The sequence below is a fragment of the Candidatus Nanopelagicales bacterium genome (genome assembly GCA_028687755.1).
Classification (GTDB): domain Bacteria; phylum Actinomycetota; class Actinomycetes; order S36-B12; family S36-B12; genus UBA11398.
On the sequence record JAQTZL010000001.1, the window covers coordinates 14657 to 37860 of the forward strand.

General features: G+C 53.0%; 28 protein-coding genes and 4 tRNA genes. 22 read left to right on the forward strand and 10 right to left on the reverse strand.

All coding sequences use genetic code 11. The features are described from left to right. The first annotated feature begins 6 nt into the window (after positions 1 to 6). The 6 genes from aroH to PHN51_00120 all read left to right on the forward strand — a co-directional run bounded on the left by aroH (position 7) and on the right by PHN51_00120 (position 4959). A complete protein-coding gene (aroH, locus tag PHN51_00095; GenBank protein MDD2817180.1) occupies positions 7 to 363 on the forward strand; it encodes a chorismate mutase in 357 nt (118 codons plus the stop codon). After that, complete coding sequence (locus PHN51_00100; GenBank protein ID MDD2817181.1) at positions 360 to 1478, forward strand: prephenate dehydrogenase; 1119 nt, start codon at positions 360 to 362, stop codon at positions 1476 to 1478. The genes aroH and PHN51_00100 overlap by 4 nt, the downstream gene beginning before the upstream one ends. Then, complete coding sequence (cmk, locus tag PHN51_00105; protein MDD2817182.1) at positions 1475 to 2164, forward strand: (d)CMP kinase; 690 nt, start codon at positions 1475 to 1477, stop codon at positions 2162 to 2164. Before PHN51_00100 ends, cmk begins: the two co-directional genes overlap by 4 nt. Continuing rightward, on the forward strand, positions 2164 to 2757 hold the full coding sequence (locus tag PHN51_00110; protein ID MDD2817183.1) for a hypothetical protein: 594 nt from the start codon (positions 2164 to 2166) through the stop codon (positions 2755 to 2757). The genes cmk and PHN51_00110 overlap by 1 nt, the downstream gene beginning before the upstream one ends. Continuing rightward, the gene (gene der / locus PHN51_00115) at positions 2750 to 4255 is read left to right on the forward strand and encodes a ribosome biogenesis GTPase Der (GenBank protein MDD2817184.1); all 1506 of its coding nucleotides are present in this window, start codon (positions 2750 to 2752) and stop codon (positions 4253 to 4255) included. Before PHN51_00110 ends, der begins: the two co-directional genes overlap by 8 nt. An 83-nt stretch (positions 4256 to 4338) precedes the next feature. Then, a complete protein-coding gene (locus tag PHN51_00120; GenBank protein MDD2817185.1) occupies positions 4339 to 4959 on the forward strand; it encodes a cysteine hydrolase in 621 nt (206 codons plus the stop codon). A gap of 6 nt (positions 4960 to 4965) precedes the next feature. Here PHN51_00120 and PHN51_00125 read toward each other — a convergent pair whose 3' ends face one another. Both PHN51_00125 and PHN51_00130 read right to left on the reverse strand, forming a co-directional pair. Continuing rightward, entirely contained in the window at positions 4966 to 5232 is a 267-nt protein-coding gene (locus tag PHN51_00125) for a hypothetical protein (GenBank protein ID MDD2817186.1), read from the reverse strand. Positions 5233 to 5280: 48 nt separating this feature from the next. Continuing rightward, complete coding sequence (locus PHN51_00130) at positions 5281 to 5865, reverse strand: PaaI family thioesterase (GenBank protein MDD2817187.1); 585 nt, start codon at positions 5863 to 5865, stop codon at positions 5281 to 5283. Between the two features lie 42 nt (positions 5866 to 5907). Here PHN51_00130 and PHN51_00135 point away from each other — a divergent pair, with 42 nt between their 5' ends. Together PHN51_00135 and PHN51_00140 are read left to right on the forward strand one after the other, a co-directional pair. Continuing rightward, a complete protein-coding gene (locus tag PHN51_00135; GenBank protein MDD2817188.1) occupies positions 5908 to 6081 on the forward strand; it encodes a hypothetical protein in 174 nt (57 codons plus the stop codon). 44 nt (positions 6082 to 6125) lie between these two features. Beyond that, entirely contained in the window at positions 6126 to 6428 is a 303-nt protein-coding gene (locus tag PHN51_00140; protein ID MDD2817189.1) for a hypothetical protein, read from the forward strand. 4 nt (positions 6429 to 6432) lie between these two features. On the opposite strand, the gene PHN51_00145 is transcribed toward PHN51_00140, so the two are convergent. Beyond that, on the reverse strand, positions 6433 to 6726 hold the full coding sequence (locus tag PHN51_00145) for a hypothetical protein (protein ID MDD2817190.1): 294 nt from the start codon (positions 6724 to 6726) through the stop codon (positions 6433 to 6435). A gap of 42 nt (positions 6727 to 6768) precedes the next feature. After that, positions 6769 to 7479, reverse strand: coding sequence for a dihydrofolate reductase family protein (locus tag PHN51_00150; GenBank protein ID MDD2817191.1), 711 nt, complete (start codon positions 7477 to 7479; stop codon positions 6769 to 6771). 39 nt (positions 7480 to 7518) lie between these two features. Here PHN51_00150 and zapE point away from each other — a divergent pair, with 39 nt between their 5' ends. Continuing rightward, positions 7519 to 8541 carry a cell division protein ZapE gene (zapE, locus tag PHN51_00155; GenBank protein MDD2817192.1) on the forward strand — a complete coding sequence of 341 codons (1023 nt, stop codon included), beginning with the start codon at positions 7519 to 7521 and terminating at the stop codon, positions 8539 to 8541. On the opposite strand, the gene PHN51_00160 is transcribed toward zapE, so the two are convergent. From PHN51_00160 to PHN51_00175, 4 genes are all read right to left on the reverse strand, one after another. Continuing rightward, entirely contained in the window at positions 8538 to 9167 is a 630-nt protein-coding gene (locus PHN51_00160) for a TMEM175 family protein (GenBank protein MDD2817193.1), read from the reverse strand. The two genes, zapE and PHN51_00160, sit on opposite strands and share 4 nt — an antisense overlap. Positions 9168 to 9250: 83 nt before the next feature. Beyond that, positions 9251 to 9324, reverse strand: a tRNA-Val gene (locus PHN51_00165). 113 nt (positions 9325 to 9437) lie between these two features. Continuing rightward, positions 9438 to 9511 (reverse strand) — tRNA-Cys (locus tag PHN51_00170). 44 nt (positions 9512 to 9555) lie between these two features. Further along, positions 9556 to 9628: transfer RNA gene (locus tag PHN51_00175), tRNA-Gly, on the reverse strand. Positions 9629 to 9713: 85 nt separating this feature from the next. Here PHN51_00175 and PHN51_00180 point away from each other — a divergent pair. Both PHN51_00180 and PHN51_00185 read left to right on the forward strand, forming a co-directional pair. Then, the gene (locus PHN51_00180) at positions 9714 to 10757 is read left to right on the forward strand and encodes a chorismate-binding protein (GenBank protein MDD2817194.1); all 1044 of its coding nucleotides are present in this window, start codon (positions 9714 to 9716) and stop codon (positions 10755 to 10757) included. Next, positions 10754 to 11566: an aminotransferase class IV gene (locus PHN51_00185; GenBank protein MDD2817195.1), complete on the forward strand. Its 813-nt coding sequence runs from the start codon at positions 10754 to 10756 to the stop codon at positions 11564 to 11566. The genes PHN51_00180 and PHN51_00185 overlap by 4 nt, the downstream gene beginning before the upstream one ends. A 69-nt stretch (positions 11567 to 11635) precedes the next feature. Here the strand turns inward: PHN51_00185 and PHN51_00190 are convergent, their stop codons facing one another. Continuing rightward, positions 11636 to 13117: a hypothetical protein gene (locus PHN51_00190; GenBank protein MDD2817196.1), complete on the reverse strand. Its 1482-nt coding sequence runs from the start codon at positions 13115 to 13117 to the stop codon at positions 11636 to 11638. Positions 13118 to 13246: 129 nt separating this feature from the next. Here PHN51_00190 and PHN51_00195 point away from each other — a divergent pair. The 3 genes from PHN51_00195 to PHN51_00205 all read left to right on the forward strand — a co-directional run bounded on the left by PHN51_00195 (position 13247) and on the right by PHN51_00205 (position 15814). Then, a tRNA-Val gene (locus PHN51_00195) sits at positions 13247 to 13322 on the forward strand. A gap of 45 nt (positions 13323 to 13367) precedes the next feature. Continuing rightward, on the forward strand, positions 13368 to 15308 hold the full coding sequence (thrS, locus tag PHN51_00200) for a threonine--tRNA ligase (protein ID MDD2817197.1): 1941 nt from the start codon (positions 13368 to 13370) through the stop codon (positions 15306 to 15308). Between the two features lie 41 nt (positions 15309 to 15349). Further along, the gene (locus PHN51_00205; protein MDD2817198.1) at positions 15350 to 15814 is read left to right on the forward strand and encodes an HIT domain-containing protein; all 465 of its coding nucleotides are present in this window, start codon (positions 15350 to 15352) and stop codon (positions 15812 to 15814) included. An 11-nt stretch (positions 15815 to 15825) separates the two neighbouring features. On the opposite strand, the gene PHN51_00210 is transcribed toward PHN51_00205, so the two are convergent. Continuing rightward, on the reverse strand, positions 15826 to 16917 hold the full coding sequence (locus PHN51_00210; GenBank protein ID MDD2817199.1) for a GTP-binding protein: 1092 nt from the start codon (positions 16915 to 16917) through the stop codon (positions 15826 to 15828). 80 nt (positions 16918 to 16997) lie between these two features. On the opposite strand from PHN51_00210, the gene PHN51_00215 reads away from it, so the two are divergent. From PHN51_00215 to ruvC, 8 genes are all read left to right on the forward strand, one after another. Then, positions 16998 to 17600 (forward strand): CDP-alcohol phosphatidyltransferase family protein, encoded by a 603-nt coding sequence (locus tag PHN51_00215; GenBank protein MDD2817200.1) that lies wholly within the window; start codon positions 16998 to 17000, stop codon positions 17598 to 17600. After that, positions 17597 to 18475, forward strand: coding sequence for a phosphatidylinositol mannoside acyltransferase (locus PHN51_00220; GenBank protein MDD2817201.1), 879 nt, complete (start codon positions 17597 to 17599; stop codon positions 18473 to 18475). Before PHN51_00215 ends, PHN51_00220 begins: the two co-directional genes overlap by 4 nt. Next, positions 18472 to 19665: a glycosyltransferase family 4 protein gene (locus tag PHN51_00225; GenBank protein ID MDD2817202.1), complete on the forward strand. Its 1194-nt coding sequence runs from the start codon at positions 18472 to 18474 to the stop codon at positions 19663 to 19665. The genes PHN51_00220 and PHN51_00225 overlap by 4 nt, the downstream gene beginning before the upstream one ends. Before the next feature lies 1 nt (position 19666). Continuing rightward, the gene (locus tag PHN51_00230) at positions 19667 to 20221 is read left to right on the forward strand and encodes a hypothetical protein (protein MDD2817203.1); all 555 of its coding nucleotides are present in this window, start codon (positions 19667 to 19669) and stop codon (positions 20219 to 20221) included. An 86-nt stretch (positions 20222 to 20307) separates the two neighbouring features. Further along, positions 20308 to 21222 (forward strand): pyridoxal 5'-phosphate synthase lyase subunit PdxS, encoded by a 915-nt coding sequence (gene pdxS, locus PHN51_00235; GenBank protein MDD2817204.1) that lies wholly within the window; start codon positions 20308 to 20310, stop codon positions 21220 to 21222. Continuing rightward, positions 21219 to 21827: a pyridoxal 5'-phosphate synthase glutaminase subunit PdxT gene (pdxT, locus tag PHN51_00240; GenBank protein ID MDD2817205.1), complete on the forward strand. Its 609-nt coding sequence runs from the start codon at positions 21219 to 21221 to the stop codon at positions 21825 to 21827. The genes pdxS and pdxT overlap by 4 nt, the downstream gene beginning before the upstream one ends. Beyond that, complete coding sequence (locus PHN51_00245) at positions 21824 to 22576, forward strand: YebC/PmpR family DNA-binding transcriptional regulator (protein MDD2817206.1); 753 nt, start codon at positions 21824 to 21826, stop codon at positions 22574 to 22576. The genes pdxT and PHN51_00245 overlap by 4 nt, the downstream gene beginning before the upstream one ends. A 117-nt stretch (positions 22577 to 22693) precedes the next feature. Next, positions 22694 to 23203 (forward strand): crossover junction endodeoxyribonuclease RuvC, encoded by a 510-nt coding sequence (gene ruvC / locus PHN51_00250; GenBank protein MDD2817207.1) that lies wholly within the window; start codon positions 22694 to 22696, stop codon positions 23201 to 23203. The last annotated feature ends 1 nt before the right edge of the window (position 23204 follow it).

Genomic DNA, 23204 nt, shown 5'->3' on the forward strand with positions numbered 1-23204 from the left:
GCCGCCATGCGTGCAATCAGGGGAGCGGTGTGCCTCACCAAGGACGATTCCGTTGAGATGACCGAGGCTGTAGGTGAAATGCTCACCACCATCTTGGTGCGAAATCAGATCACTACAGATGACGTTGTGAGCGTCCTTTTTACGTGCACCCCAGACATTCACTCGGGCTTTCCGGCTAAGGCTGCACGAGAATTTGGCTTTGGTGAAGTTCCATTGATGTGTGCGCAGGAAATTGACGTACTTGGGGCGCTTGCTTTGACCGTGCGAGTCATGCTTCATGTTGAAATCGATACCCCGCGCACAGAAATTCGCCATGTGTACTTACGCGGTGCAGAGGTTTTGCGCCCGGACGTGAAGTCGTGAACGAATCTGAGCCACAAGCAATTCAAGGTCCCGTCTTAGTTATTGGAGCGGGGCTCATTGGTGCATCAATAGGGCAGGCTCTTGCGCGCGCCAACGTAGATGTGTGGCTGCGCGATGTTGATCAGTCGCAGGTCAATACCGCCGTTGATATGGGTGCTGGTGTGCCATTTGACGCGATGAAACGTGAAGGGCAAACACCGCAAATGGTCGTGGTCGCTGTTCCACCGCGGTTTGCAGCACGAGTCATTGCCGATGCGAGTATTGAATTCCCTGAAGCAGTGATTACCGATGTTACGAGTGTGAAAAGCAATATTTTGCGGAAAGCAATTGCTTTTGGCGCCGATGAGTCACGCCTCGTTGGTGGCCACCCAATGGCCGGTCGGGAAGTTGCTGGTGCAGCGGCGGCGCGTAAGGATCTCTTCGATGATCGTCTGTGGATCATTACTGCGCTTGGTTCATCGTCGGATTTATCGCAGGATCTTGTAGAGCAGCTTGCGCTTACCTGTGGTGCGATTGCAGTGAAAATGACAGTGCAAGAACATGATCAAGCCGTTGCATTGGTTTCACATGCGCCACAAATTTTGAGTAGTGCGCTTGCTGCACAACTGTTACCGGCTAATGAACACCACATCGCTGTAGCTGGGCAAGGTTTGCGTGACATGACACGAATCGCCGCTTCCGACAACACGCTTTGGGTGGACATTCTTTCGGAGAATGCTGCACCGGTTGCTGAAGTTATCGGTGGGTTAGTGGCTGAATTGCAAGAGGTTTTGCACGCGCTTCGGGAATTGGCCAATGGGGATGAAGATCACTCAGAAATTCTTGATGCAACATTACGTGCTGGGGCAAAGGGTCGAGCAAGAATCCCAGGTCGCCATGGAAATGTCGAAGCTGCATTTAGTCAAGTAGCGGTGCTTATTGAAGACAAGCCAGGCGAACTCGCGAGGCTTTTTGTTGCAGCGGGTGACGCGGGAATTAACTTAGAAGACGTTCGTATTGAACACGTATTGGGAAGGCCTAGCGGATTGGTTGAGCTTTCAGTGCGGCCCGATCGTTCTGAAAATTTAGTTGATGCTTTGGTGTCGAGAAAATTTGATGTTAAAGGTGTCTTGTGAATCCGCTTGTGATTGCTGTTGATGGCCCTGCGGGATCAGGAAAATCAAGCGTGTGTCGAGGAACTGCACGGGCCTTGGGGTGGCGATATCTGGATACCGGAGCGATGTACCGGGCTATGACGTGGGCTGTGCTCAATGCAGGAATAGACCCGAACGATGCCGAACACGTTGCGCAGTTTTGTGAAGTCCCCGCACTTATGAGCGGGGTAGACCCAACTGAGTCAACAATCGAAGTTGATGGTGTTGACGTAAGTTCTGCAATACGCGATGAACGCGTCACGAGCGCAGTGAGCGCGGTGAGCGCCGTGCCAAAGGTTCGTGAACTTCTCGTTGAATTGCAGCGCATTCAAGCGCGTGAGGCATTGCAAGCAGGAACTGGCATTGTGGTTGAAGGCCGAGACATCACCACGGTCGTACTTCCAGATGCTCAAGTCAAAATCTTCCTCACTGCGCGTCCTGAAATTCGTGCACTGCGACGAGCGAAAGAAGATGCTGGATCCGCTGAGGCGAGTTCACAAGAAGTTAAGGCGACTCAGGCAGCCCTTGAGCGTCGCGACCACCTTGATTCAACTCGTGCAGCAAGCCCACTGACGCAAAGCCAGGAAGCCTATGAACTCGACACGAGCGACCTGACGTTGGATCAAGTCATCGCTGAAGTGATTTCCCGAGCACAAGCTGCGAGCTAATGGGTGGCTTTTCTCGGGCCGCCACCCTTCGCAATTTCACGGCTCCCGCGCTCAAAGCTCTGTACTCCTTAGAAGTGCAGGGAGCCGAGAACGTTCCATTGACCGGCCCGGTCATTTTGAATGTTTCGGGGTTGGGCGTACTCGTCGCACCGATTGTGAATATTTGCTCGCCTCGCCCGGTCAATATGGTCATTGATGGTGCTCTTCGGGAAGTGCTGTCGAAAAAGACCCGGTATTTAGGTGGAGATATCCCCTTCGAAGAGCCTGGTTTTGGGGCAATGCGCCAAGCGCTGGACCTTCTGAAAGTTGGTCAGGCAGTCGGATTCATGGGGAAATCGCCCTCATTGGGGTACTTAGTAGCGGCCACGGGGGCTGCGGTGATTCCGGTGATGGTGACGGGGGCAAGTGGCAAGGTCGCCACCGACCCGCCAAGACCACGCTCGAAGATCGGTATCCTGTTCGAAGCACCGATTCAGATTTCGCCAAGTGGCGATCCTTGTGCGCTAGCCACTGTCCTCACAGTGAGCGAACAGGTGCGCCAAGCTCAGGCAGATGCTCGAGCTCGAATACGAAAGCAGGCAGGGCATGACTGACGGTTGGGTATCAATTGACACCGATGAAGGTGATGCCACCGAGCCGCAATTCGTTGAAGGCAGTGCAGAGATTGAGGAAATTGAGGACGAAGCTGCCCTCGAACTAGCGCTGGCCGCTGCTCGCGCTGAGTTTGGTGAGTTCGACGAGGATCTGGCCGATCTCACAGAAAAAAACAACACCGAAGGATGGCCAGTTCTTGCGATCGTTGGTCGACCAAACGTTGGAAAATCGACCCTGGTCAATCGCATTATTGGTCGCCGTGAAGCAGTCGTTGAAGACTTCCCAGGTGTAACACGTGACCGTGTGACATATGAAGCTGACTGGAATGGCAAACGCTTTATTTTGATCGATACCGGCGGATGGGATCGCAAGGTCAAGGGCATGGCGGCGGCAATTGCTGCACAAGCTGAACGGGCAATCAACGATGCTGATGCTGTGGCATTCGTTGTGGACGCAACGGTTGGTGCAACCGATACCGATGAAGCGGTCGTTGAAGTCCTGCGTCGTTCTGGAAAGCCCGTCATTCTTGTGGCCAATAAAGCAGATGACGCGCTACTTGAAATGGAAGCAACAACGCTTTGGTCACTTGGGCTAGGTGAGCCATATCCAGTTTCAGCCCAGCATGGCCGTGGTTCAGGTGACCTCCTTGATCAGATCGTCAAGGTGCTTCCTGAAGAAGGCAAAGGCCGCATGCGTGGGGTGGGGCCTCGACGAGTTGCCCTTCTTGGAAAACCCAACGTGGGCAAGTCATCGTTGTTGAACGCGATGGCTGGATCTGAGCGCGTTGTTGTTGATTCAGTTGCCGGCACCACGGTTGATCCAGTTGACGAACTTGTACAGCTAAAAGAAAAGTGGTGGTGGTTTGTTGACACTGCTGGAATTCGACGCCGCGCAAAGGAAGCAAGCGGTCACGAGTACTACGCAACGTTGCGTACGACTGCTGCCTTGGATCGTGCCGAAGTTGCATTGATCTTGGTTGATGCGTCTGAACCGATCAGTGAACAAGATGTGCGCATTATTTCTATGGCCGAAGAAGCTGGCCGTGCGATCGTCATCGCTTTTAACAAGTGGGACTTAACTGACGAAGAGCGTCGCCACTACCTTGAGCGCGAAATCGACCGAGATCTCGTGCAGGTTCCATGGGCGCCACACGTCAACGTTTCAGCAAAGACCGGTCGACATATTGAACGCCTTGAAGTGGCAATTGAGACAGCGTTGGCGGGCTGGGAAACGCGCGTTTCCACCGGCCGCCTGAACCAGTTCCTTGCGTCGATCGTGCAATCAAATCCACACCCGATTCGTGGTGGCAAGCAGCCCAGAATCTTGTTCGGTGCTCAGGTGGCAACGAGCCCACCGACCTTCGCGTTGTTCACAACAGGATTCCTCGAGGCCGGTTATCGACGATTTATTGAACGTAGGCTCCGCGAGGAATATGGCTTCGATGGAACACCTATACGCATCATGATGCGCGTGAGAGAGAAGCGTTCGCGCAAATAGTTCTATGGCAATAACTCTGTGCAGAGAAGTGTGATTGCACTAGCCTGTGGCTTTCTTTTACGTCGAGCGTGGGTGGAGCGGTCATGGCAATTGATGTAGGTCCATATTTGGATCCGGCTACCACTGCGGTACTAGTTGTGGAAACGCAGGCTCGTCTCGTCGATCCTGTAAACCCTCGGATTCCAGGCCTTGCCAAGAGTGCTATCGAAATGGATCTTGTTGGTCACATTGCCAAGGTAAATGTCGCTGCCCGTGCCGTGGGTGCGCAAATTATTTTCATCAACAATAGTTGGCGTAATGATGGGCTTGGTCGTCCTACGAACGATCTCATTCGCGGTCGCGAATCAGGCGGCGAATGGAGCGGTGGCTTAGGTCCAGTTGCGCCAGGGCTTGACCCACAAGAAAAAGACATCATCATCCAGCGCGAACTAGGGCTGACCTCGTTTGCTTCTTCGCCGTTGGATAACTACTTAAGAAACCTAGGTATCAAGTCAGTAGTCATCATGGGGATGTCTGCGAATCTTGCTGTGTTAGGTACCACGATTGAAGCCACAAACGCGGGCTATAAGTGCGCAGTGATTAGTGACTGCATTGCAGGTGATCCACCCGAGTATGTGCCTTATCTTCTGAAGTACACGATTCGCAATATTGCGTTAGTGACCACATCGGATGTTGTGATTGATCACTGGGCGTCGCTGAAGTAAGTGCGATCACTTGTCGTCTTGTAACGTCGCAAGAAATCGTTCAACAGCTTCCGTTGACCATTCTTCATCCGGCACGGAGTCGTCGTCTGGGTTTGCTGGCCTGATAGCTCCTTGGGTAAACCACAATTCATAATCACGGTCAAAGCGTCGGAATCGGACTAGGCCCGCACCGAACGTAACGCCGTGAGTGATGCCTTTAATCGAGCGCCAGGCAACCATTGATCCGGCGTATACCTCGCCTTGGTACTGCACAAATACTGGTTGCGGTTTCATGCTGAAATCAAAGCATGGTTTGCGGTAGCAGGCTTGCTTATCCAGGACCTATGCCGCGCCATCTTTCAGCTCGATAAATAGAGCGCGAGCTTCGGCTGTAAGTAGATCGCCGTGATAGAGCGCCGCGTAGGTGAAGCGCTTACGGCCCTCGATCTTTTCGAAGTGAGCGCGGACTTCAAGTTCAACATCTAATGGCGTTACGTTTTTGAAATCAACGTTGAGATAGGCAGTACGGCAAATAGGTCGTTCATAATTGGCTAGTTGCCCGAGCACTTGATCAAAGAGCAGTGGAATTGCTCCACCGTGCACCGCTCCATTACCGCCGAGGTAAAAGCTCCCGAAAGTGACGGTTGCCCTAAATGTTTCCTTGGTGACTGATCTTGTGAGATACGGGGGATTGAGTGTTCGTGAACCGCGAGCCCTCTGGGTGTCATCCCACCCTTTGTCGCGTGCGGCGACATACCGATCCGGTTCCAATAGGCCCACGACCTCATCGATAACAAGGGCGGCCCGCTCTGCCAATTCTTGGCTCGCGCCAGTTGCAGCTACATAGTCTTGCAATGTACGTAATGAACGACCTAAGTGGTTGATACCGGGCTCGCTATTGGACTCAATATTGTTGAACAGGGCCATGGACTCATGGTAGGCAGCGGGTTTTAGGTTCATACTCAAGGTATGACGATCGAAGAGATCGAATGGAATGCCAAAGTAGAAGGCGCCATGATCGAGGGTGACGCTGCGCAGTTGCTGCACCTCTATGAGCTAGGAACAAAGCTTTTTGGCTCTGAATTGGGTGTTCGGTGGGCTGCTGCAGTGTCCGGTTTCGATGCTTCAGCCGTAACAGGTTGATTTCATTGAGCTGAACTCAGTAGGCGCGCAAGTAACGTATATGAGTGGACGTTCGCCAATTATCAATATTTGCGTCAGGCGCACTTATTGCCGTGTGTTCAATAGCGGCGTGTTCAAATCAGGTCCCAGCAACAGAACCCATTCCCAATTGTGGCTGGGATACTTCCGTTGTTAAAGGGCAGCAGGCTCTGAGTCAATACCTCACGTCAACAGATAACTGGTTGAAAGCAAATCCAGGTGCAACACCACCAGCGCCGGTAAGTGAATATTGGATGGGCGATTGCCCTAATGATGGAACGAATGTTGGGCCACCAATTGATGAGGCTGGCGATTCGCACAGCGAATAAATACTTAAGAATTCAGTAAAGAAACGATAACCGCCACCACTGCGAACGCCACAGCGGCATAAATAAGAATGACGCCAATTGCTGCAATCCGCAACGGCGCACGCACCTCACCCACGGCATAGGTGAAGGCGTTTCGAAGGATCGTGGGGAATTTGGTTGCATCATTGCGTGCGTTGCCATGTGGATCGCGTTGTGACCAGTAGCCACGTTCACCATTGAGCCCCGTCCAGACAAAAGCCAAACCGAACAGACCCAAGACAACCGCGAAAGTCCACAGCACGATCACACCAGTATTCATGTCAGGACCGTATCGCGAAGAGATCCCTTGCCGTCGGATTGATCATGACGAGTACCGAGGACTAAATCTCATAAGCACAGTGCCCTCATCTGTCCGGACCTGCGTGTATTCACCTTGGATCTTGCCCAAGGACGAGGTAATCATGGTTGCTCCTCCGCCTAGGAGGAGTGGTGTCACAGTTAAGAGCAGTTCATCAAGAAGTTCAGATTCCAGTAGCGACGTGAGCAAAGCTGGACCACCCTCGCAGTGGATCCGATCCAGACCGCGGGCATGAAGTTCCTGGATCGCAATTGAAAGATCAACGTGTGTGTCACCGCAAGGAATGATCGTGGAGTGTGCAGCAAGCCATGAAGGTGCCTGGTCGGCAGCCGTTTGCGATGTGATGATTAAGGTCGGCGGAGTATCGCTGGTTGCCTGTGTGAAAACAGGCATGGATTGGTCAAGGTTCAGTCGGTTACTCACGAGAGCGATTGGCACAGTGGTTGGGCGGTAGCCCTCTGTGCGTGCGGTACCTGCACCAACCAAGATCACGTCGCTATCGCGCCGTACGGCGAGGAAGACCCTCTTGTCGGCGTCCGTGCCAAGACCAGCAGATTTACCTTCAGAGTCCACGACAGCACCGTCAAGTGACATCACCATATTGCAACGTACCCACGGGGCAGAGTGGCCAATTGCCGCCTCGGGCCATGAGTACAGATCAGGAATGTCGCGATGTGGCATGGACTGGACTGCGTCGCTGTTCGCCTGTGGCATGGATTGATCGTGCCATGTCCGGGCTAGGCTTCGTGCATCATGTCTGAACCTCGGGCCTTGGCTGATCGCAATCCTCATGTATCGGTTCAGCAAATGGTAGATGAACTTATTCCGCCACCACGGTTCTCCGAAGTGAGTTTTTCTACCTACATTCCAGCACCGGACCAACCCTCGCAAGTGGCAGCAGTGAGTGCCCTTGAGGCATTTGCTTCGCGTATTACTCGTGAGCCTGAAAAAAAGCGCTTGTTTAAGCGCGGTGCTCCGCCAGAGGGCCGGGCAGGTATCTACCTCGATGGTGGTTTTGGGGTGGGCAAGACGCACCTACTCGCATCTTTGTGGCACGCGGTTCCTGGTCGAAAACGTTTTGGAACTTTTGTTGAATACACAAACCTCGTAGGCGCCTTGGGCTTCCGAACTGCAGTTGAGGCGCTATCGCGGAATGATTTGGTTTGCATCGATGAATTCGAACTCGATGACCCAGGCGACACGGTGTTGATGTCTACCTTGTTGGGGGAACTTGTAAAGGCTGGCGTCAGCCTAGCTGCGACATCCAACACATTGCCGGACAAATTGGGTGAGGGTCGATTCGCCGCGGAAGACTTCTTACGTGAAATTCAAGGGTTATCTGCACACTTTGATGTTTTCCGGATAGAGGGTGAGGACTACCGACATCGTGGGCTTCCTGATGCGCCGCCACCTTTGAGTAATCAACAGATAGAAATAAGTCTGGCAAGTAATCAATTCGCCACTATTGATGAATTTTCGCGGTTAGAGCAACACTTAATAACAGTGCATCCTTCCCGTTATGGAAGTTTGCTCAATGGCGTTGCAGCAGTGGGATTCATGAATATTGAGCCGGTAACGGATCAGGCGACAGCTCTTCGATTAGTGGTGTTAGCTGATCGTCTCTACGACAGAGATATTCCAGTGCTGGCTTCAGGTATTAAGTTAGATGAGCTCTTTTCAGCGGAGATGCTTAAGGGCGGATATCGAAAGAAATACTTCCGCGCGATCTCACGGCTTGTGGCGTTAGCACGTGAAGGCGCAGCGTTGGTGAATTAACTTCTTGAAGGTTTGGTACGTATTCCTTTTTGTTGAACAATAAATCGCAGCGGGAATAGCAAAAACAAAAGCCAAAGCGCAGTACCGGGCCAGATGAGGCTAGCGACGAATAGCACTGCAAATGCGACTGCAAATACAAAACTGATGGAGAGCCAAAAACTCCACAACTTTGGGTCGACCAAGAATTCTGGGTGTCGTCGTCCCACCTGATAGATGAAGTGCAACAGCAAGGCATTTACGCACAAAGTCAGGCAGTAGAGCCAACTCGCGTCAGCGCTGTTGTTGCCCATATCGATGAGTTTGCTGGGCCAGGGTAGAAAAGCAACTGTGGCAAGCCAACCCGCATTCAGCCACATGATGGAGTTATTGATTGCCGAGAAGTTCTCAAATACTCGATGATGACCTTGCCAAAATATAAAGAGCATGAAAAAGGTCACGACAAAAGCTGTGAGTTGCCCTGAGTTTGCTTGGATTACGTCGAGCATTGATTGATTCTGTGACGGGCCATCAATGGAAACAACGGGCAGAACTAACACAGTGATTGCGACGGCAACAACCGCATCAGAAAAATTTATGACCCGGTCAAGTGATCGGCCTGTAATGATTCGATTATTCGCGGCTTGCATAGGAGCATCGTTTCATAAGGGATAGATCAGCGAGGCAAAATAAAGAACGGGAACCTGGGGTACAGATTCCCGTTCATTTCGAGTGGTCGATAAGGGACTCGAACCCCTGGCCTCTTCCATGTCAAGGAAGCGCGCTAACCAACTGCGCCAATCGACCTAAGCAGCGCAAAGACTACAGGTGTGCTGTATGAGTTGTGAATCCGGCTATTGGAGACTTCGTCGAGACGAGCACAAGGCAATTGCAATCAATTGCTTTGACCGCAACAGAGATGGAGGTGGGTACCGGATTTGAACCGGTGTAGAGGGATTTGCAGTCCCTTGCCTCGCCTCTCGGCCAACCCACCCTGAGCTCGCCCGAGGGCTTACTGCCTGCCCGTGGGCACTTGCGAGCGGACGACGGGATTCGAACCCGCGACCCCAACCTTGGCAAGGTTGTGCGCTACCAGCTGCGCTACGTCCGCGTGGCCATGATGACCGATTGAGAACATTAGCCGACCACGTATCGGAGCGCGAAACTGGGTGACCGAAAAGCGGCACAATGTCCCTGTGGAACCAGTCCCAGACGCTGACCTTGCCTACGCAGGGGGGCTGTGGGCCACAGACCTGGTGGAGTCATCAACTGACCCGCTTGTGCTTGAACGTGGCGGAAGATGGATCGTGGTGTACCCGTATGTGGGTACACCAATATTTTTGCGCTTTGCCGATTGGAGCGTTCAGCCACCACATGAGCTCGTGGGCTCATGGAGGGGCCCAACTGTTGATTCGTGGAGTTCCTCGATGGACGTCGATGCGTATTGCGATGCGGTTGAAGCAACGCGGTCAGCAATTGCTGAAGGCACCGTGTACCAAGCAAATATTTGTCGAGTGATGCGCGCAAGAATGGCTAGCCCAGAGCGAGATATTGCCAGATTGCACGCGCTGCTAGCGAGTGGGAATCCAGCACCGTATTCAGCAATGGTGCGAGTTGCTGGCCTAGATCTTGCAATTGCATGTGCCAGCCCTGAACTCTTTCTTGGACGCAACGGGAGCACGTTAACGTCTGGACCGATCAAAGGTACGGGAAAAACTCGATTCGATCTTACGGAAAAGGATCGTGCTGAGAACGTGATGATTGTCGATCTCGTTCGCAATGATCTGGCTCGGGTGTCAGAAGTCGGCACAGTAGAAGTTGAAGGATTGTTGCGCGAAGAAGAGCATCCTGGTCTTGTACATCTCGTCTCGCACGTTAAAAGCGAGCTGCTCGCCGGAACCACGTGGTCTGAGATCTTCACCGCGACCTTCCCTCCTGGTTCAGTTACTGGCGCGCCGAAGATTGCTGCACAGAAACTCATAGAAGAACTTGAGTTGGCTAATCGCGATGTTTACTGCGGTGCAATCGGCTGGGTTGATTCGGATACTCAGCAGGCGCAATTGGCAGTGTCGATTAGAAGTTTTTGGCTTGATGGTGATGAGTTGTGTTTTGGTACCGGTGCCGGAATTACCTGGGGATCTGATGCAATGCGTGAATGGCGCGAAACTGAATTGAAGGCCAGTCATCTCATCGATATTGCAGCGCAGGAATGGATCCAAACACAGGGGAGTCAAGCATGATCTGGCTGGGAACCAATGATGGCGGCGCACTCATCGAAGATGCGACGGCACTTATTAGCGTTGATGATCGAGGTCTAACTGTGGGTGAAGGGGTCTTTGAGACTGTTGCGGTTTATGGCGGCCAGCCCTTTGCGATAGATCGGCATCTGGCTCGCTTGATTCAATCAGCTGAGATTCTCGAACTCCCTAATCCAAATCTTCAATTGATACGCGAAGCAGTGGATCAAGTACTCGCAGCAAATGCCAGTGTCATCGGTGATCTTGGGAGACTGCGCATCACTTTCACTGCGGGTCGGAAGTCAACGCTGCCCACGATCGTTGTTACGTGCATGGGTCAACCTCAATGGCCCGATTCAACATCTGTGATCACCGTGCCATGGGTGCGAAATGAACGGTCACCAATCGCTGGTGCAAAAAGCACGTCCTACGCAGAGAACAGCACGGCACTGAAATTCGCACAGGCTCAAGGCGCGAGTGAAGCAATCCTGGCCAACACGGTCGGGCACCTTTGCGAAGGAACCACATCGAATGTATTCGTGGTGATCGATGGCGAAGTACTCACGCCGCCCTTAACGTCTGGATGTTTACCTGGTGTCACTCGTGGACTTGTTATTGAATTGTTCGATGTGAAAGAGCGTGATATCCCGTATTCGGCTTTAGGCGACATCGAGGAGCTTTTCCTAACCTCTACGACTCGAGGAATCCATCCGGTCACATCACTCGATGGAAGATCCATTGATGTTGGATCGATTTCACAAGATCTGCGTCGTGCATTTATCGCTCAGCGGCATGAAATGAGCAATCCCTAAGGTTCGGGATACAAAGACACATACGTAAGGCCCCGCCGAAGCGGGGCCTTACGTATTACTGCTGAAGTGTTACGCGCCTTGGTAGGTGCGCTGGAGCACGAATGGTGCCCACTGACCTGGAATGCCAGGAGCAGTTGCGGTAACCGTGCAGAATCCGCGGGCCTTGAACTTCAGGTTCACGGAGCCATCTGCAGGGAACACGAGAGCACAGACACTCTTACTCTTCTTTGCAACAGTCCACATCACGTTCTGATTTGCATTCGTGGTGCCTTGTGCTGGAGTTTCAAGCTTGATGACCTTCTTGTAGTTCACCTTGCCTGAGTTAGGTGCTGCAAGGGCGGCGGTTTGAGTGCCAAGCCCAGCAGTCACGGTGTAGCCCTGTGATGCAGGTGCGTACCCGTTACCACCGTTGGTAGCAGCCTGAATGTTGCACTGGCCGCCGGTTGGAACAGTCAGGGTGTAACCGCTCCATGAGCATGGACCTGATTCACCAACGCGAACCTGAGCTCCCGAAAGGGAGGTTGCAGTGAACTGGTAGGTGCCAGCACCAAGGGTGTATGAGCCGTTAGGAGCCCAAGGACCAGCCCCGACCTGCGTCAAAGTGATGTAATCCTTAGTCACAGGGCCAGCGATGATCGTCAGTGGCTGGCTAGTGGAACCAGATCCACCCTGATTAGTGGTGAAGCTGGCTCCCAGAGTCACATTGCCTGCACCTGTTGGTGTCCAGAGGTAACTTGCGGCACCGTTCACGAGTTGCACTGAGGCACTAATCGCTGCGCCATTGATGGTGAAACCGACTGAACCTTGTGTTGAATGTGGGTAAACATTGGCAGTCAACGTCACCGGCACACCTGCGGTTACCTGTGATGGTGCACTAATCGAGATGTTACCGCCAGAAGGCGTGACGATCATGAGGTCCTGAGGTGATACCGATGTTCGTGCATTTGTGTCACCGTTGTATGTCGCAATGAAGACCACGTTGCCTGGATTCGTGGCGGTGTAGCGCCAGTACGCGTATGACTGGCCGTTGCCAGATCCTGGCGTCAGACCAAGCGTTGTGATGGTCGCGCCTGTTGCGTCACGAACAGTGACAGTTCCCGTTGGTACATAGTTACTTGGGCTCACTGAATTCACCGTGACGGTCACCTGGGTAGCGACGCCAACCTGTGCCGTATTAGGTGCTGAAACCACTGTGCTCGTGGGTGTGGTTGCAATATCTGCTGTGTATGAACCAGCCGCACCATCAGTGGACGATGTCAGAGTTGCCCGGCCAAGATGGTTGGGAGTCCAGACTGCCTGATCAGCGGCGCCAGTTGAGTAAAACGGAATCACATCAGTTGCACCGTTTGGGTAAGTTGCGAGCAAGGGACTGCCGCAACCCATTTCACTCAGAGTTTGAGGCACGCCGATGGTTCCCGATCCAAATCCGGAAATCGTGCAACCACCTACTGCGTTTGCGGGGGCTGATGCCAGCCCAATCGTGCCAATTACGAGGGCGGCGGCCGCAGCAAAGCGGATGCCCAGGCCTCGCCGATTGCGAGGTTCAGTCATGTTGTTCTCCTTGAGTAAACGATTTTCACCAAAGATAAAGGCTGATGTCTGTCATTTCGTGGACGCTGGGCCGCATAAGCGTCCCGAAAGTGCACTTGCCTCCTCACGGGGTAGGCTTCGCTGCGTTCAGGTCGATTGGCTCAGTGGTTAGAGCACTCGCTTCACACGCGAGGGGTCACTGGTTCGAATCCAGTATCGACCACCAATCCGGGCGCTTTGGTATGGCGACCGGCTATCAAGAGGAGCACACGTGGCAACAACCGCCTTCGATCTGGTGGGCGGTGACCGCTCAGTGGTTGTCGCTCGTATTAACGGCGAACTTCGTGATCTCAGTACTGAGGTCACTGACACCGATGTCGTAGAGCCTGTCTCCGTCGATTCCCCTGAGGGTTTGGCGGTGTTACGCCACTCCGTTGCGCACGTACTTGCGCAGGCAGTTCAAGACACCTTCCCTGATGCCAAATTAGGGATTGGCCCGCCAGTCAAGGATGGCTTCTACTACGACTTCGATGTTGAAAACCCCTTCACGCCTGAAGATTTGGTTGAACTTGAAAAGCGCATGACCACAATCTTGAAGAGTGGTCAACGCTTCGAACGACGCATTGTCACCGACGCTGAGGCTCTCGTAGAGCTCGCCGATGAGCCCTACAAATTGCGCTTGATCGGTAGCGAAGGTGGCGCAGAAGTCATGGAGGTCGGCGGTAAAGACCTCACTATTTATGACAACGTCAATCTCAAGACAGGGGAGCGCTGCTGGGGCGACCTTTGTCGCGGTCCCCATGTTCCAGATACGCGCTACATCCCAACGAACGCCATCAAGCTCATGCGTACAGCAGCGGCTTACTGGCTCGGCGATCAAAAGAATGAGCAACTCCAGCGCATTTACGGCACTGCATGGCCTTCAAAAGATGAACTCAAGGCGTACCTGACCTTCTTGGAAGAAGCTGAGCGCCGTGATCATCGTCGCCTAGGCGCCGAACTGGATTTGTTCTCGTTCCCTGAAGAAGTGGGGTCAGGGTTGGCGGTGTTTCATCCCAAGGGTGGCGTAATCCGTCGCGTCATGGAGGACTACTCGCGTAAGCGCCACGAAGAAGGCGGTTACGAGTTCGTGACCAGCCCGCACATCACCAAGGGTGCACTCTTTGAGAAATCTGGACACCTTGATTGGTATGCCGAAGGCATGTACCCACCAATGCAACTTGACACCGAGTACGACGCCGAAGGCAATATTCGCAAGCAGGGTGTTGATTATTACCTCAAGCCAATGAACTGCCCTATGCACAACCTGATCTTCAGTGCACGTGGGCGTTCATACCGTGAACTTCCACTTCGCCTTTTCGAATTCGGCACGGTGTACCGCTATGAAAAATCGGGTGTAGTTCAAGGGCTCACCAGAGCTCGCGGTTTCACTCAAGACGACGCGCATATTTATTGCACCAAGGATCAAATGGGGGAAGAGCTCGACTCCTTGTTGACCTTCGTTCTTGATCTCCTGCGCGACTATGGCCTCACTGATTTCTATCTTGAGCTTTCAACGCGTGATCCAGAAAAAAGCATCGGCACTGACGAAGAGTGGGCAGAAGCTACAGAGACGTTGCGCATTTCAGCAGAAAAGCAAGGCTTAGAACTGGTGCTGGACGAAGGCGGAGCAGCGTTCTACGGACCCAAGATTTCTGTGCAAGCCAAAGATGCGATCGGTCGCACTTGGCAAATGTCCACCATTCAGGTCGACTTTCAATTGCCTCAGCGTTTCGATTTGGAGTATCAAGCATCTGATGGCACCCGTCAGCGCCCAATCATGATTCACCGTGCGTTGTTCGGCTCCATTGAGCGATTCTTTGCAGTGTTACTCGAGCACTATGCAGGAGCCTTCCCGCCATGGTTGGCGCCAGTGCAGGTTGTGGGTATTCCGATTACAGAAGAGCACAATGAATACCTCGCTCAGGTTGCGGCAAAGTTACGGTCTCTGGGTGTTCGGGTTGAGGTCGATACTTCAGATGAGCGCATGCAGAAGAAGATTCGTAATGCTCAGCGCAGCAAAGTTCCTTACATGCTGATTGCTGGAGACGAAGACGTTGCTGCTGGCGCAGTTTCATTCCGTTACCGCGATGGAACTCAAAATAATGGAGTTTCTATCGATGCAGCTGTAGATGAAATTGTCGCAGCGATTTCGTCGCGCATTCAGGTCTAAACGTGAAAACGCCATGGGATCGGCTTTGGACTCCACACCGAATGAACTACATCAGGGGTGAAGGAAAGCCAACGCACGCGGACGAAGGAAATGACTGTCCGTTCTGTCGAGCACCTGGTTTGAGTGACGAAGACGGATTAGTCATCGTCCGCGGGAAGACCGTGTATGCGTTGTTGAACCTATATCCGTATAATGCCGGTCATTTGATGGTGTGTCCGTATCGGCATATAGCCGACTACACGGAGATGACTGCAGAAGAAGTAGCCGAACTCGGAGCATTCACCCAACGCGCCATGGAAGTCATACGCGAAGTCTCGAATGCACATGGATTCAACATCGGCATGAATCAAGGTGGAATTGCCGGAGCGGGAATTGCAGCACACCTACATCAACACGTAGTCCCGCGATGGGGTGGCGACACCAATTTCATGCCGGTTATCGGTGGAACAAAAACAATGCCGCAATTACTTGAAACTACGCGGGAGTTACTCGCCACGGCTTGGTAAAGCTGTGTTGGTTAGACGTTAACGTCCTGAATGATGAGCGGCTTTGACGGCTGCGAGATTGTGGCCAAAGGCTTCAAAGGGCGGTCAGTGGCGATCCACACAAGATTCGTGGTCATTTCAGTAACTTCCTGAATTTCAACCATTCCATTATTGGTATGGATTTGCTTACGCAGTTCGCCTGAGTAGATGCGAACAAGCGACAACGAGTCAGCATCAGCATGAATCACTTCAGCCACCAAAGGACTACTTGGATCTGCCTCGATCGGCAACTGAGCTGATCCATCTGGACTTGCAACCACTGGTGTTAGGCGCAGGCTTGGATCTGGAAACGCGTCAACAATGAGATCAAGGATGAGTTCGGTTCCAACGGTAATGTCATTCTCACGCAGACCATGACCGACTATTAATTGCGCATAGCCACCAATGCTTGCTTCTTCAACCGCGCCAACAATAGTTTCGATGGAAGGTTGCATCCCGAGAACAACGCTGTTCGTGAGCCCGTCACTTTCACTGATCATTGCAATATCAGCAATGAGTTCCTCGCGAGCTTCTGCGATGAGACCAATGTGTTCAGGGTCAGAGTTCACAATTGAAAGTTCTGGAGTGGTCCAGTCCCAAATTTCTGTGGTTGCAAGATCGATAAAACCGGCAAGGTTTTCGTCGTCGTCAAGTACAGGCATAGTGAGGCGAAGTAATTCAGGGCCTTCGCTGAACAAGCGTCGAAGTACGGCGACAGTTTCATCCATATCTGCCCTTGGGTCATCAAGTTTGGTGATGACAACAAGCCGCGGAATTTCCTCTTCAACGCAGCGGTGCCAAAGCTCTGCAGTATGTGCATCAACGCCATCACTTGAGGCAATGACAAAAATGAGCGCATCTGCTGCATGAAAGAGCGCTTCTTCATCGAGGTTGTCCATGAGAGCGATGTCGATATCGCGCCAGGTAACTACGCCGACCGAGGGGTCACCTTGATTGTCTTCTTGTAACAACCGCTCGAGGTCTTCTGGGTCGGTCCCTAGGAGAGCGTTCAGGAGAAAAGTTTTGCCGGATCCTTGAGGGCCAACGAGCCCAATGATGCGTTCGTTACTCCAAGGATGCGTCATAGGCACAGCCTGTCGGGAAGTGGGCCATAGACGCAAACCGGATCAGGAGGTTTACCGAGTAAGCCCGCTAGGCTCAAGGGGTGCTAAATAACGCAGATGCGCGCAAAGTCGTGTCAGGAATCCTCCTGCCTCCCGCCCGTTTGCTTATTCGGCTGCATGTCTCACCTGACGCAATAACCGTTCTTGGCACACTTGCAGCTGTACTCACTGCCCTTATTTGTTTTCCGCAGGGCTATTTCGTGGCTGGCACATTGTTGATCACCTTTTTTGCGCTCGCAGATCTTCTTGACGGCACGATGGCCCGTCTTTTAGGTACAAGTGGTCCGTGGGGAAATTTTCTCGATGCAACATTGGATCGAATTGCAGATGGAGCCATCTTCGCTGGATTCATTTGGTGGGCGCTCAATAATGACAATGTTTGGGTAGGTGTCGCTGCGGCATTGGCGCTGGTGACCGGTCAGGTGACTTCATACGCGAAGGCGCGAGCTGAGGCGGTAGGTGCCACGGCCAACGTTGGCATCGCTGAGCGCGCAGAGCGGCTCATCATTATCTTGGCTGCGGCGTTCTTTACCGGGCTTGGAGTTCCGTATGTGCTGCCAATTGCACTGTGGGTTATCGGCGGTCTGGGAGTGATCACAGTTGTACAGCGCATCGTGCACGTTCGCGGGCAACTTCGAGTATGAGCGGACACTTACGCGATTGGCTCACGGCATTTGGTTTTCGGGTAGCGTGGTTTGGAATTCGTCATCTGCCTGAATCTTGGTCTCGTAAAGTATTTGATCGCATTGCTGATCGCACCTACCGAAAGAATGGGCGCGGGGTACAGCAGTTGCGGGTCAATCTGATGCAGGTTGATTCAACTCTGGATGCTGTTGCGCTCGAAGAATTGGTTCATGCCGGTATGCGTAGCTATTTGCGGTATTGGGTAGAAGCGTTTCGGCTTCCCGCCTGGTCAATTGAGCGTGTGCGTGCTGATTTCCTCCTCGACAACGTAGATCTGCTTGATCATCACGTGGAACAAGGCAAAGGCGTGATCTTGGTGCCTGCGCATTTAGCGAACTGGGATCTTGGCGGCGCCTGGGCTGCAAATCGTTACGGTGGATTCACCACGGTTGCTGAGCGGCTCAAACCAGAATCGGTATTTGATCAGTTTGTGAAGTATCGCGAGACCTTGGGAATGCACGTGTTGCCACTGGGTGAACCCGATGTCATCCGGGCATTGGCCCGCGTGCTGAAGGCCGGGGGTTTTGTTGCGCTCCTTGGTGATCGCGATATTGGTGGTAACGGGATCGAAGTAGATCTTCTAGGAGCCCAAACCAAAATTCCTGCTGGGCCAGCGTTGCTGAGCCTTATGACTGGTGCGCCGGTGTTGGTTGTCGGACTTTGGTTCGACGGTGACAAGTGTCGAGGGCATATCTATCCACCAATTTTTGGTGACGCAGCGAACGAGCGCAGTGGGGAATTGCAGGCGATGACCCAAGCAGTGGCCAATAATTTGAGTCATGCAATTGCCGCCCATCCACAAGACTGGCATGTGCTGCAGAAAGTTTGGTTATGAGTAGCGGCCAATTACGTATTGGAATGGTGTGCCCGTATGCATGGGATGCACCTGGCGGCGTGCGTTCACATGTGGCGGATCTCGCTGAAGAACTGCGGGCACGTGGTCATTACGTCAATATCTTGGCGCCCGTTGATGATCCTTCACTTATCGCTGAAGGAGAGGTAACGAATGGTGGCAAGTCAATAGCGATTCCCTATAACGGATCCGTAGCTCGATTGAATTTCGGTTTGCGTGCCACGCGTCAAGTGCGCAAATGGATTCAAGAGAATGATTTTGACCTTGTACACGTGCATGAACCGATGGCTCCGGGCTTGTCGCTTTTAACGTTGTGGGTTGCTGATGGCCCGATTGTTTCTACTTGGCATTCTTCGAACCCCCGCTCTCGCGTTCTTGCAAGTCTTAACCGTGTTGTGCAAACGGCGATGGAAAAAGTAAGTGGACGCATTGCGGTGAGTGAAGATGCACGTCGAACGTTGGTGAGTCATCTCGGTGGGGATGCGGTACTCATCCCTAATGGTGTGCGAATTAAGTCGTTTCAATCATTAACTAGACATCCGCTCGTAATTCAGTCAGCGCCCTCAGTTCTCTTTCTCGGGCGACTTGATGAGTCTCGTAAAGGACTCGACGTATTCCTTGCCGCGTTGCCAAGACTGATTGGTTCAGTTCCTGATCTACAGGTCTTTATTGCAGGACCCGGCGATGTGGAAGACATTCGAAAGAATCTCGAGCCGGCCGTTGATGAGCACATCACGTTTCTTGGTCGGATCAGCGATGAGGAAAAGGCACAAATTCTCGGTTCGGTTGATATTTATGTCGCCCCCAACACTGGTGGTGAATCATTCGGCATTGTGCTGATTGAAGCAATGGCTGCCGGTACTGCAGTGCTGGCGTCGGACCTGCCCGCATTTAGTCGGGTTCTTGATGGTGGCGTTGCTGGTGCAATGTTTGTTAATGAAGACAGTGATGATCTTGCGGACCTAGCGATTACTTTGCTTGGTGACCCACAACGTCGCGCAGAGTTAGTAGCCGCGGGTTCACAACGTGTGATGCGCTTCGATTGGGATCACGTTGTCGATGATGTACTCGCCGTATACGACAGCGTGACAATTTCTGGTGAGCGAGTACATGAAGATTTGCGCGGACAAATCATTGGTCGCTTAAGTTCGGGAATACCGGGGTTACGTTGATATGAATTGGTATTGGTTTGTCATCATCGCAGTGCTGATTGCGCTCTTTGGTTGGTACCTGAGTTCCACCGCTGGTCGCTTAGATCGACTGCATCGTCGAATAGAGACGGCAACTTTTGCTCTGGATTCACAACTCCTGCGGCGCTCATCGATCGCGATTGAACTTTCAGTTGCCGGAGTCTTGGATCCAGCCTCGTCGGAAATCTTGGCGGAGACAGCCCACGATGCTCGGTTGGCTACTGATTCACCGATGGAACTACGTATCCCAATTGAATCGGCGCTCTCTGAGGTGTTGATTCAAGCGCTTGATGACACCGAGGAGGTCGGTTTCCTTCGCCAGGATCCGCTCGCTGCAGACCTCATCGATGAACTCGAATCCGCTATTCGACGAGTGGAGTTATCCCGTCAGTTCCTCAATGATGCGGTGGATGCTTGCTTGAGAATTCGTGATAACAACCTCGTGAATTGGTTTCGATTGGCCGGTCACACTCCGTTGCCACAGGCTTGGGTCATGGTGGATCGCATGCCCGAAGGCCTGACCTATTCGGGTGCCTAGATACTCAATGACCAGCGAGATCGTGGCCGCTCTACGATAGGACTCCGTCAACGCCGCAAGCCGGCCAAGTTTTAGGGGTGGTGCACGTGTCTGCAGAGCCATTAGTCGGAACCGATCGCGTTAAGCGCGGAATGGCCGAAATGCTCAAGGGCGGCGTCATCATGGACGTAGTCACTCCTGAGCAGGCCAAGATCGCTGAAGATGCAGGTGCTGTGGCTGTTATGGCCCTTGAGCGAGTGCCCGCTGACATTCGTGCCCAAGGCGGCGTGTCACGCATGTCTGATCCCGACATGATCGACGGCATCATTGCCACCGTCTCGATTCCGGTCATGGCAAAGGCTCGCATCGGGCACTTTGTTGAAGCACAGGTCATTCAAGCGCTCGGTGTCGATTACATCGATGAGTCCGAAGTGTTGACCCCAGCCGACTACACCAACCACATCGACAAGTGGGCGTTCACCGTCCCGTTCGTATGCGGTGCGACCAATCTTGGCGAAGCACTTCGCCGCATCAATGAAGGTGCGGCGATGATTCGATCGAAGGGTGAAGCGGGCACAGGAGATGTTTCCAATGCTGTGACACACATGCGCACCATTCGCAAAGAAATCAATCGACTTTCCTCAATGGCTGAAGATGAGCTTTACGTTGCAGCTAAAGAGTTGCAGGCGCCTTACGCGCTAGTAGCCGAAGTTGCTAAGCGCGGGTCCTTGCCTGTGGTGCTCTTCACCGCGGGCGGCATCGCAACCCCTGCCGACGCAGCGATGATGATGCAACTTGGGGCCGATGGCGTCTTTGTTGGTTCGGGAATCTTCAAGAGTGGCAGTGGCATGGCCACGCCAGAAGATGCATTTAAGCGTGCTTCGGCAATCGTTCGCGCAACTCGACACTTCAATGAACCTGAGGTCATTGCGGAAGTGTCACGCGGACTTGGTGAAGCAATGGTTGGCATCAACGTTGCTGATATTCCAGTTCACCATCGCCTGGAGGATCGAGGCTGGTGAAGTCAGCCCCGATTATTGGGGTTCTTGCCATCCAAGGTGGTGTTCGAGAACACCTCGCTTCCCTTGAAGTAGCTGGCGCAACTGCGGTTGCCGTGAATTCAATTGCTGACTTGGACGCTGTTCAAGGATTGGTGATTCCCGGTGGCGAGTCAACGGTGATGTCAAAGTTAGCGATTCACGATGGGTTGCTTGATCCACTGCGAAATGCACGCGCGGGTGGGATGCCGATGTATGGATCCTGCGCCGGAATGATCATGTTGGCCGATCGCGTATCCGATGCGCGACCAGATCAAGAATTCATTAGTGGTTTGGACATTTCTGTGCGCCGCAACGCTTTTGGCCGGCAGGTTGATTCATTTGAAATGGACCTCGAAGTGCAAGGAATCGGTGGAACCCCCTTTCCTGCGGTGTTCATTCGTGCTCCATGGGTTGAGCAGGTAGGGGAAGCGGTTCAGGTCCTCTCTACCATCAACTCTGGGCCTCGAGCAGGTACCATTGTGGCCGTTCAGCAGGGTCCGCTTCTTGCCACGTCGTTCCATCCGGAACTCACAGGTGATGTTCGAATCCACGCAACCTTCGTCGAAATAGTGAGGCAATACGCATGAGCGGCCATTCCAAATGGGCGACTACCAAGCATAAGAAGGCCGTCATCGATGGTCGTCGCGCAAAGTTGTTCGCTCGGCTTATCAAGAATGTCGAAGTTGCAGCCCGTCAGGGTGGCCCAGATGTTGATGGCAACCCAACGTTGTACGACGCGATTCAAAAGGCTCGCAAGAGTTCCGTGCCACTGGACAATATTGAACGTGCTGTTAAGCGTGGTGCAGGTACCGAAGCTGGCGGCGTTGACTACCAAACCATCATGTACGAAGGCTATGGCCCCAGTGGTGTAGCGGTGTTGATCGAATGTTTGACTGATAACCGCAACCGATCTGCATCTGAAGTTCGCGTAGCAATGACGCGCAATGGTGGCTCGATGGCTGATCCCGGTTCAGTTTCCTACCTGTTCCATCGCAAGGGGGTAGTGATCGTAAGTAAGACAACGGGCGCTACCGAAGATGATCTTTTGATGACTGTGTTGGATGCTGGAGCCGAAGACGTCAATGACCTAGGCGAAGCCTTTGAAGTTGTGAGCGAAGCAACCGACCTCGTTGCGGTACGCACCGCGATTCAAGCTGCGGGCTGGGACTATGACTCTGCTGACGCGACGTTTTTGCCAAGCATGCACGTGGACCTCGATGAAGATGGCGCAACGAAGGTGTTCAAACTCATGGAAGCGTTGGAAGAATGTGACGACGTTCAGAATGTCTTCGCAAATTTTGACGTCTCTGACGAAGTAATGGCAGCCCTCGACTAGTTCGTCAGATTGAGCGCGCCAATACCCAAATTTTGGCGTCACCCACCACTAGGCTGTTCGAACTGGTGTTCGATAGCGTGGGCATCAGTTGAGAGCCGACAACTGTGAGGAGGTGCCATGCGAGTTCTTGGAGTGGATCCAGGCCTTACCCGCTGTGGCGTCGCCGTCGTTGAAGGCGGAGTCGGGCAAAAACTCAGCGCCCTGCACATTGGCATCATCGGTAGTGCGCCAGACGAAGAGCTCGCTGACCGACTCGTGAATCTCGAGGCAGGGTTAGAACTCCTGATCGCACAGTTTGCGCCAGATGCGGTGGCAATTGAACGTGTCTTTTCGCAACACAATGTTCGCAGTGCGATGGCTACGGCCCAAGCAGCTGGCATTGCGTTATTGGTCGCCGGCCGGCACAAGATCCCGGTTTCGATGCACACGCCCACAGAAGTGAAAGCAGCAGTTACAGGTTCTGGGCGAGCCGACAAAGCTCAAGTGACATTCATGGTGACCAAGGTATTGGGATTGCAGGTTGCTCCCAAGCCAGCGGATGCGGCAGACGCACTTGCCATTGCGATTTGCGATGTGTGGCGCGGTCAAGCGAAGCGACGTTTAGCGGCCGCTGTGAAGGGTGCCTAGC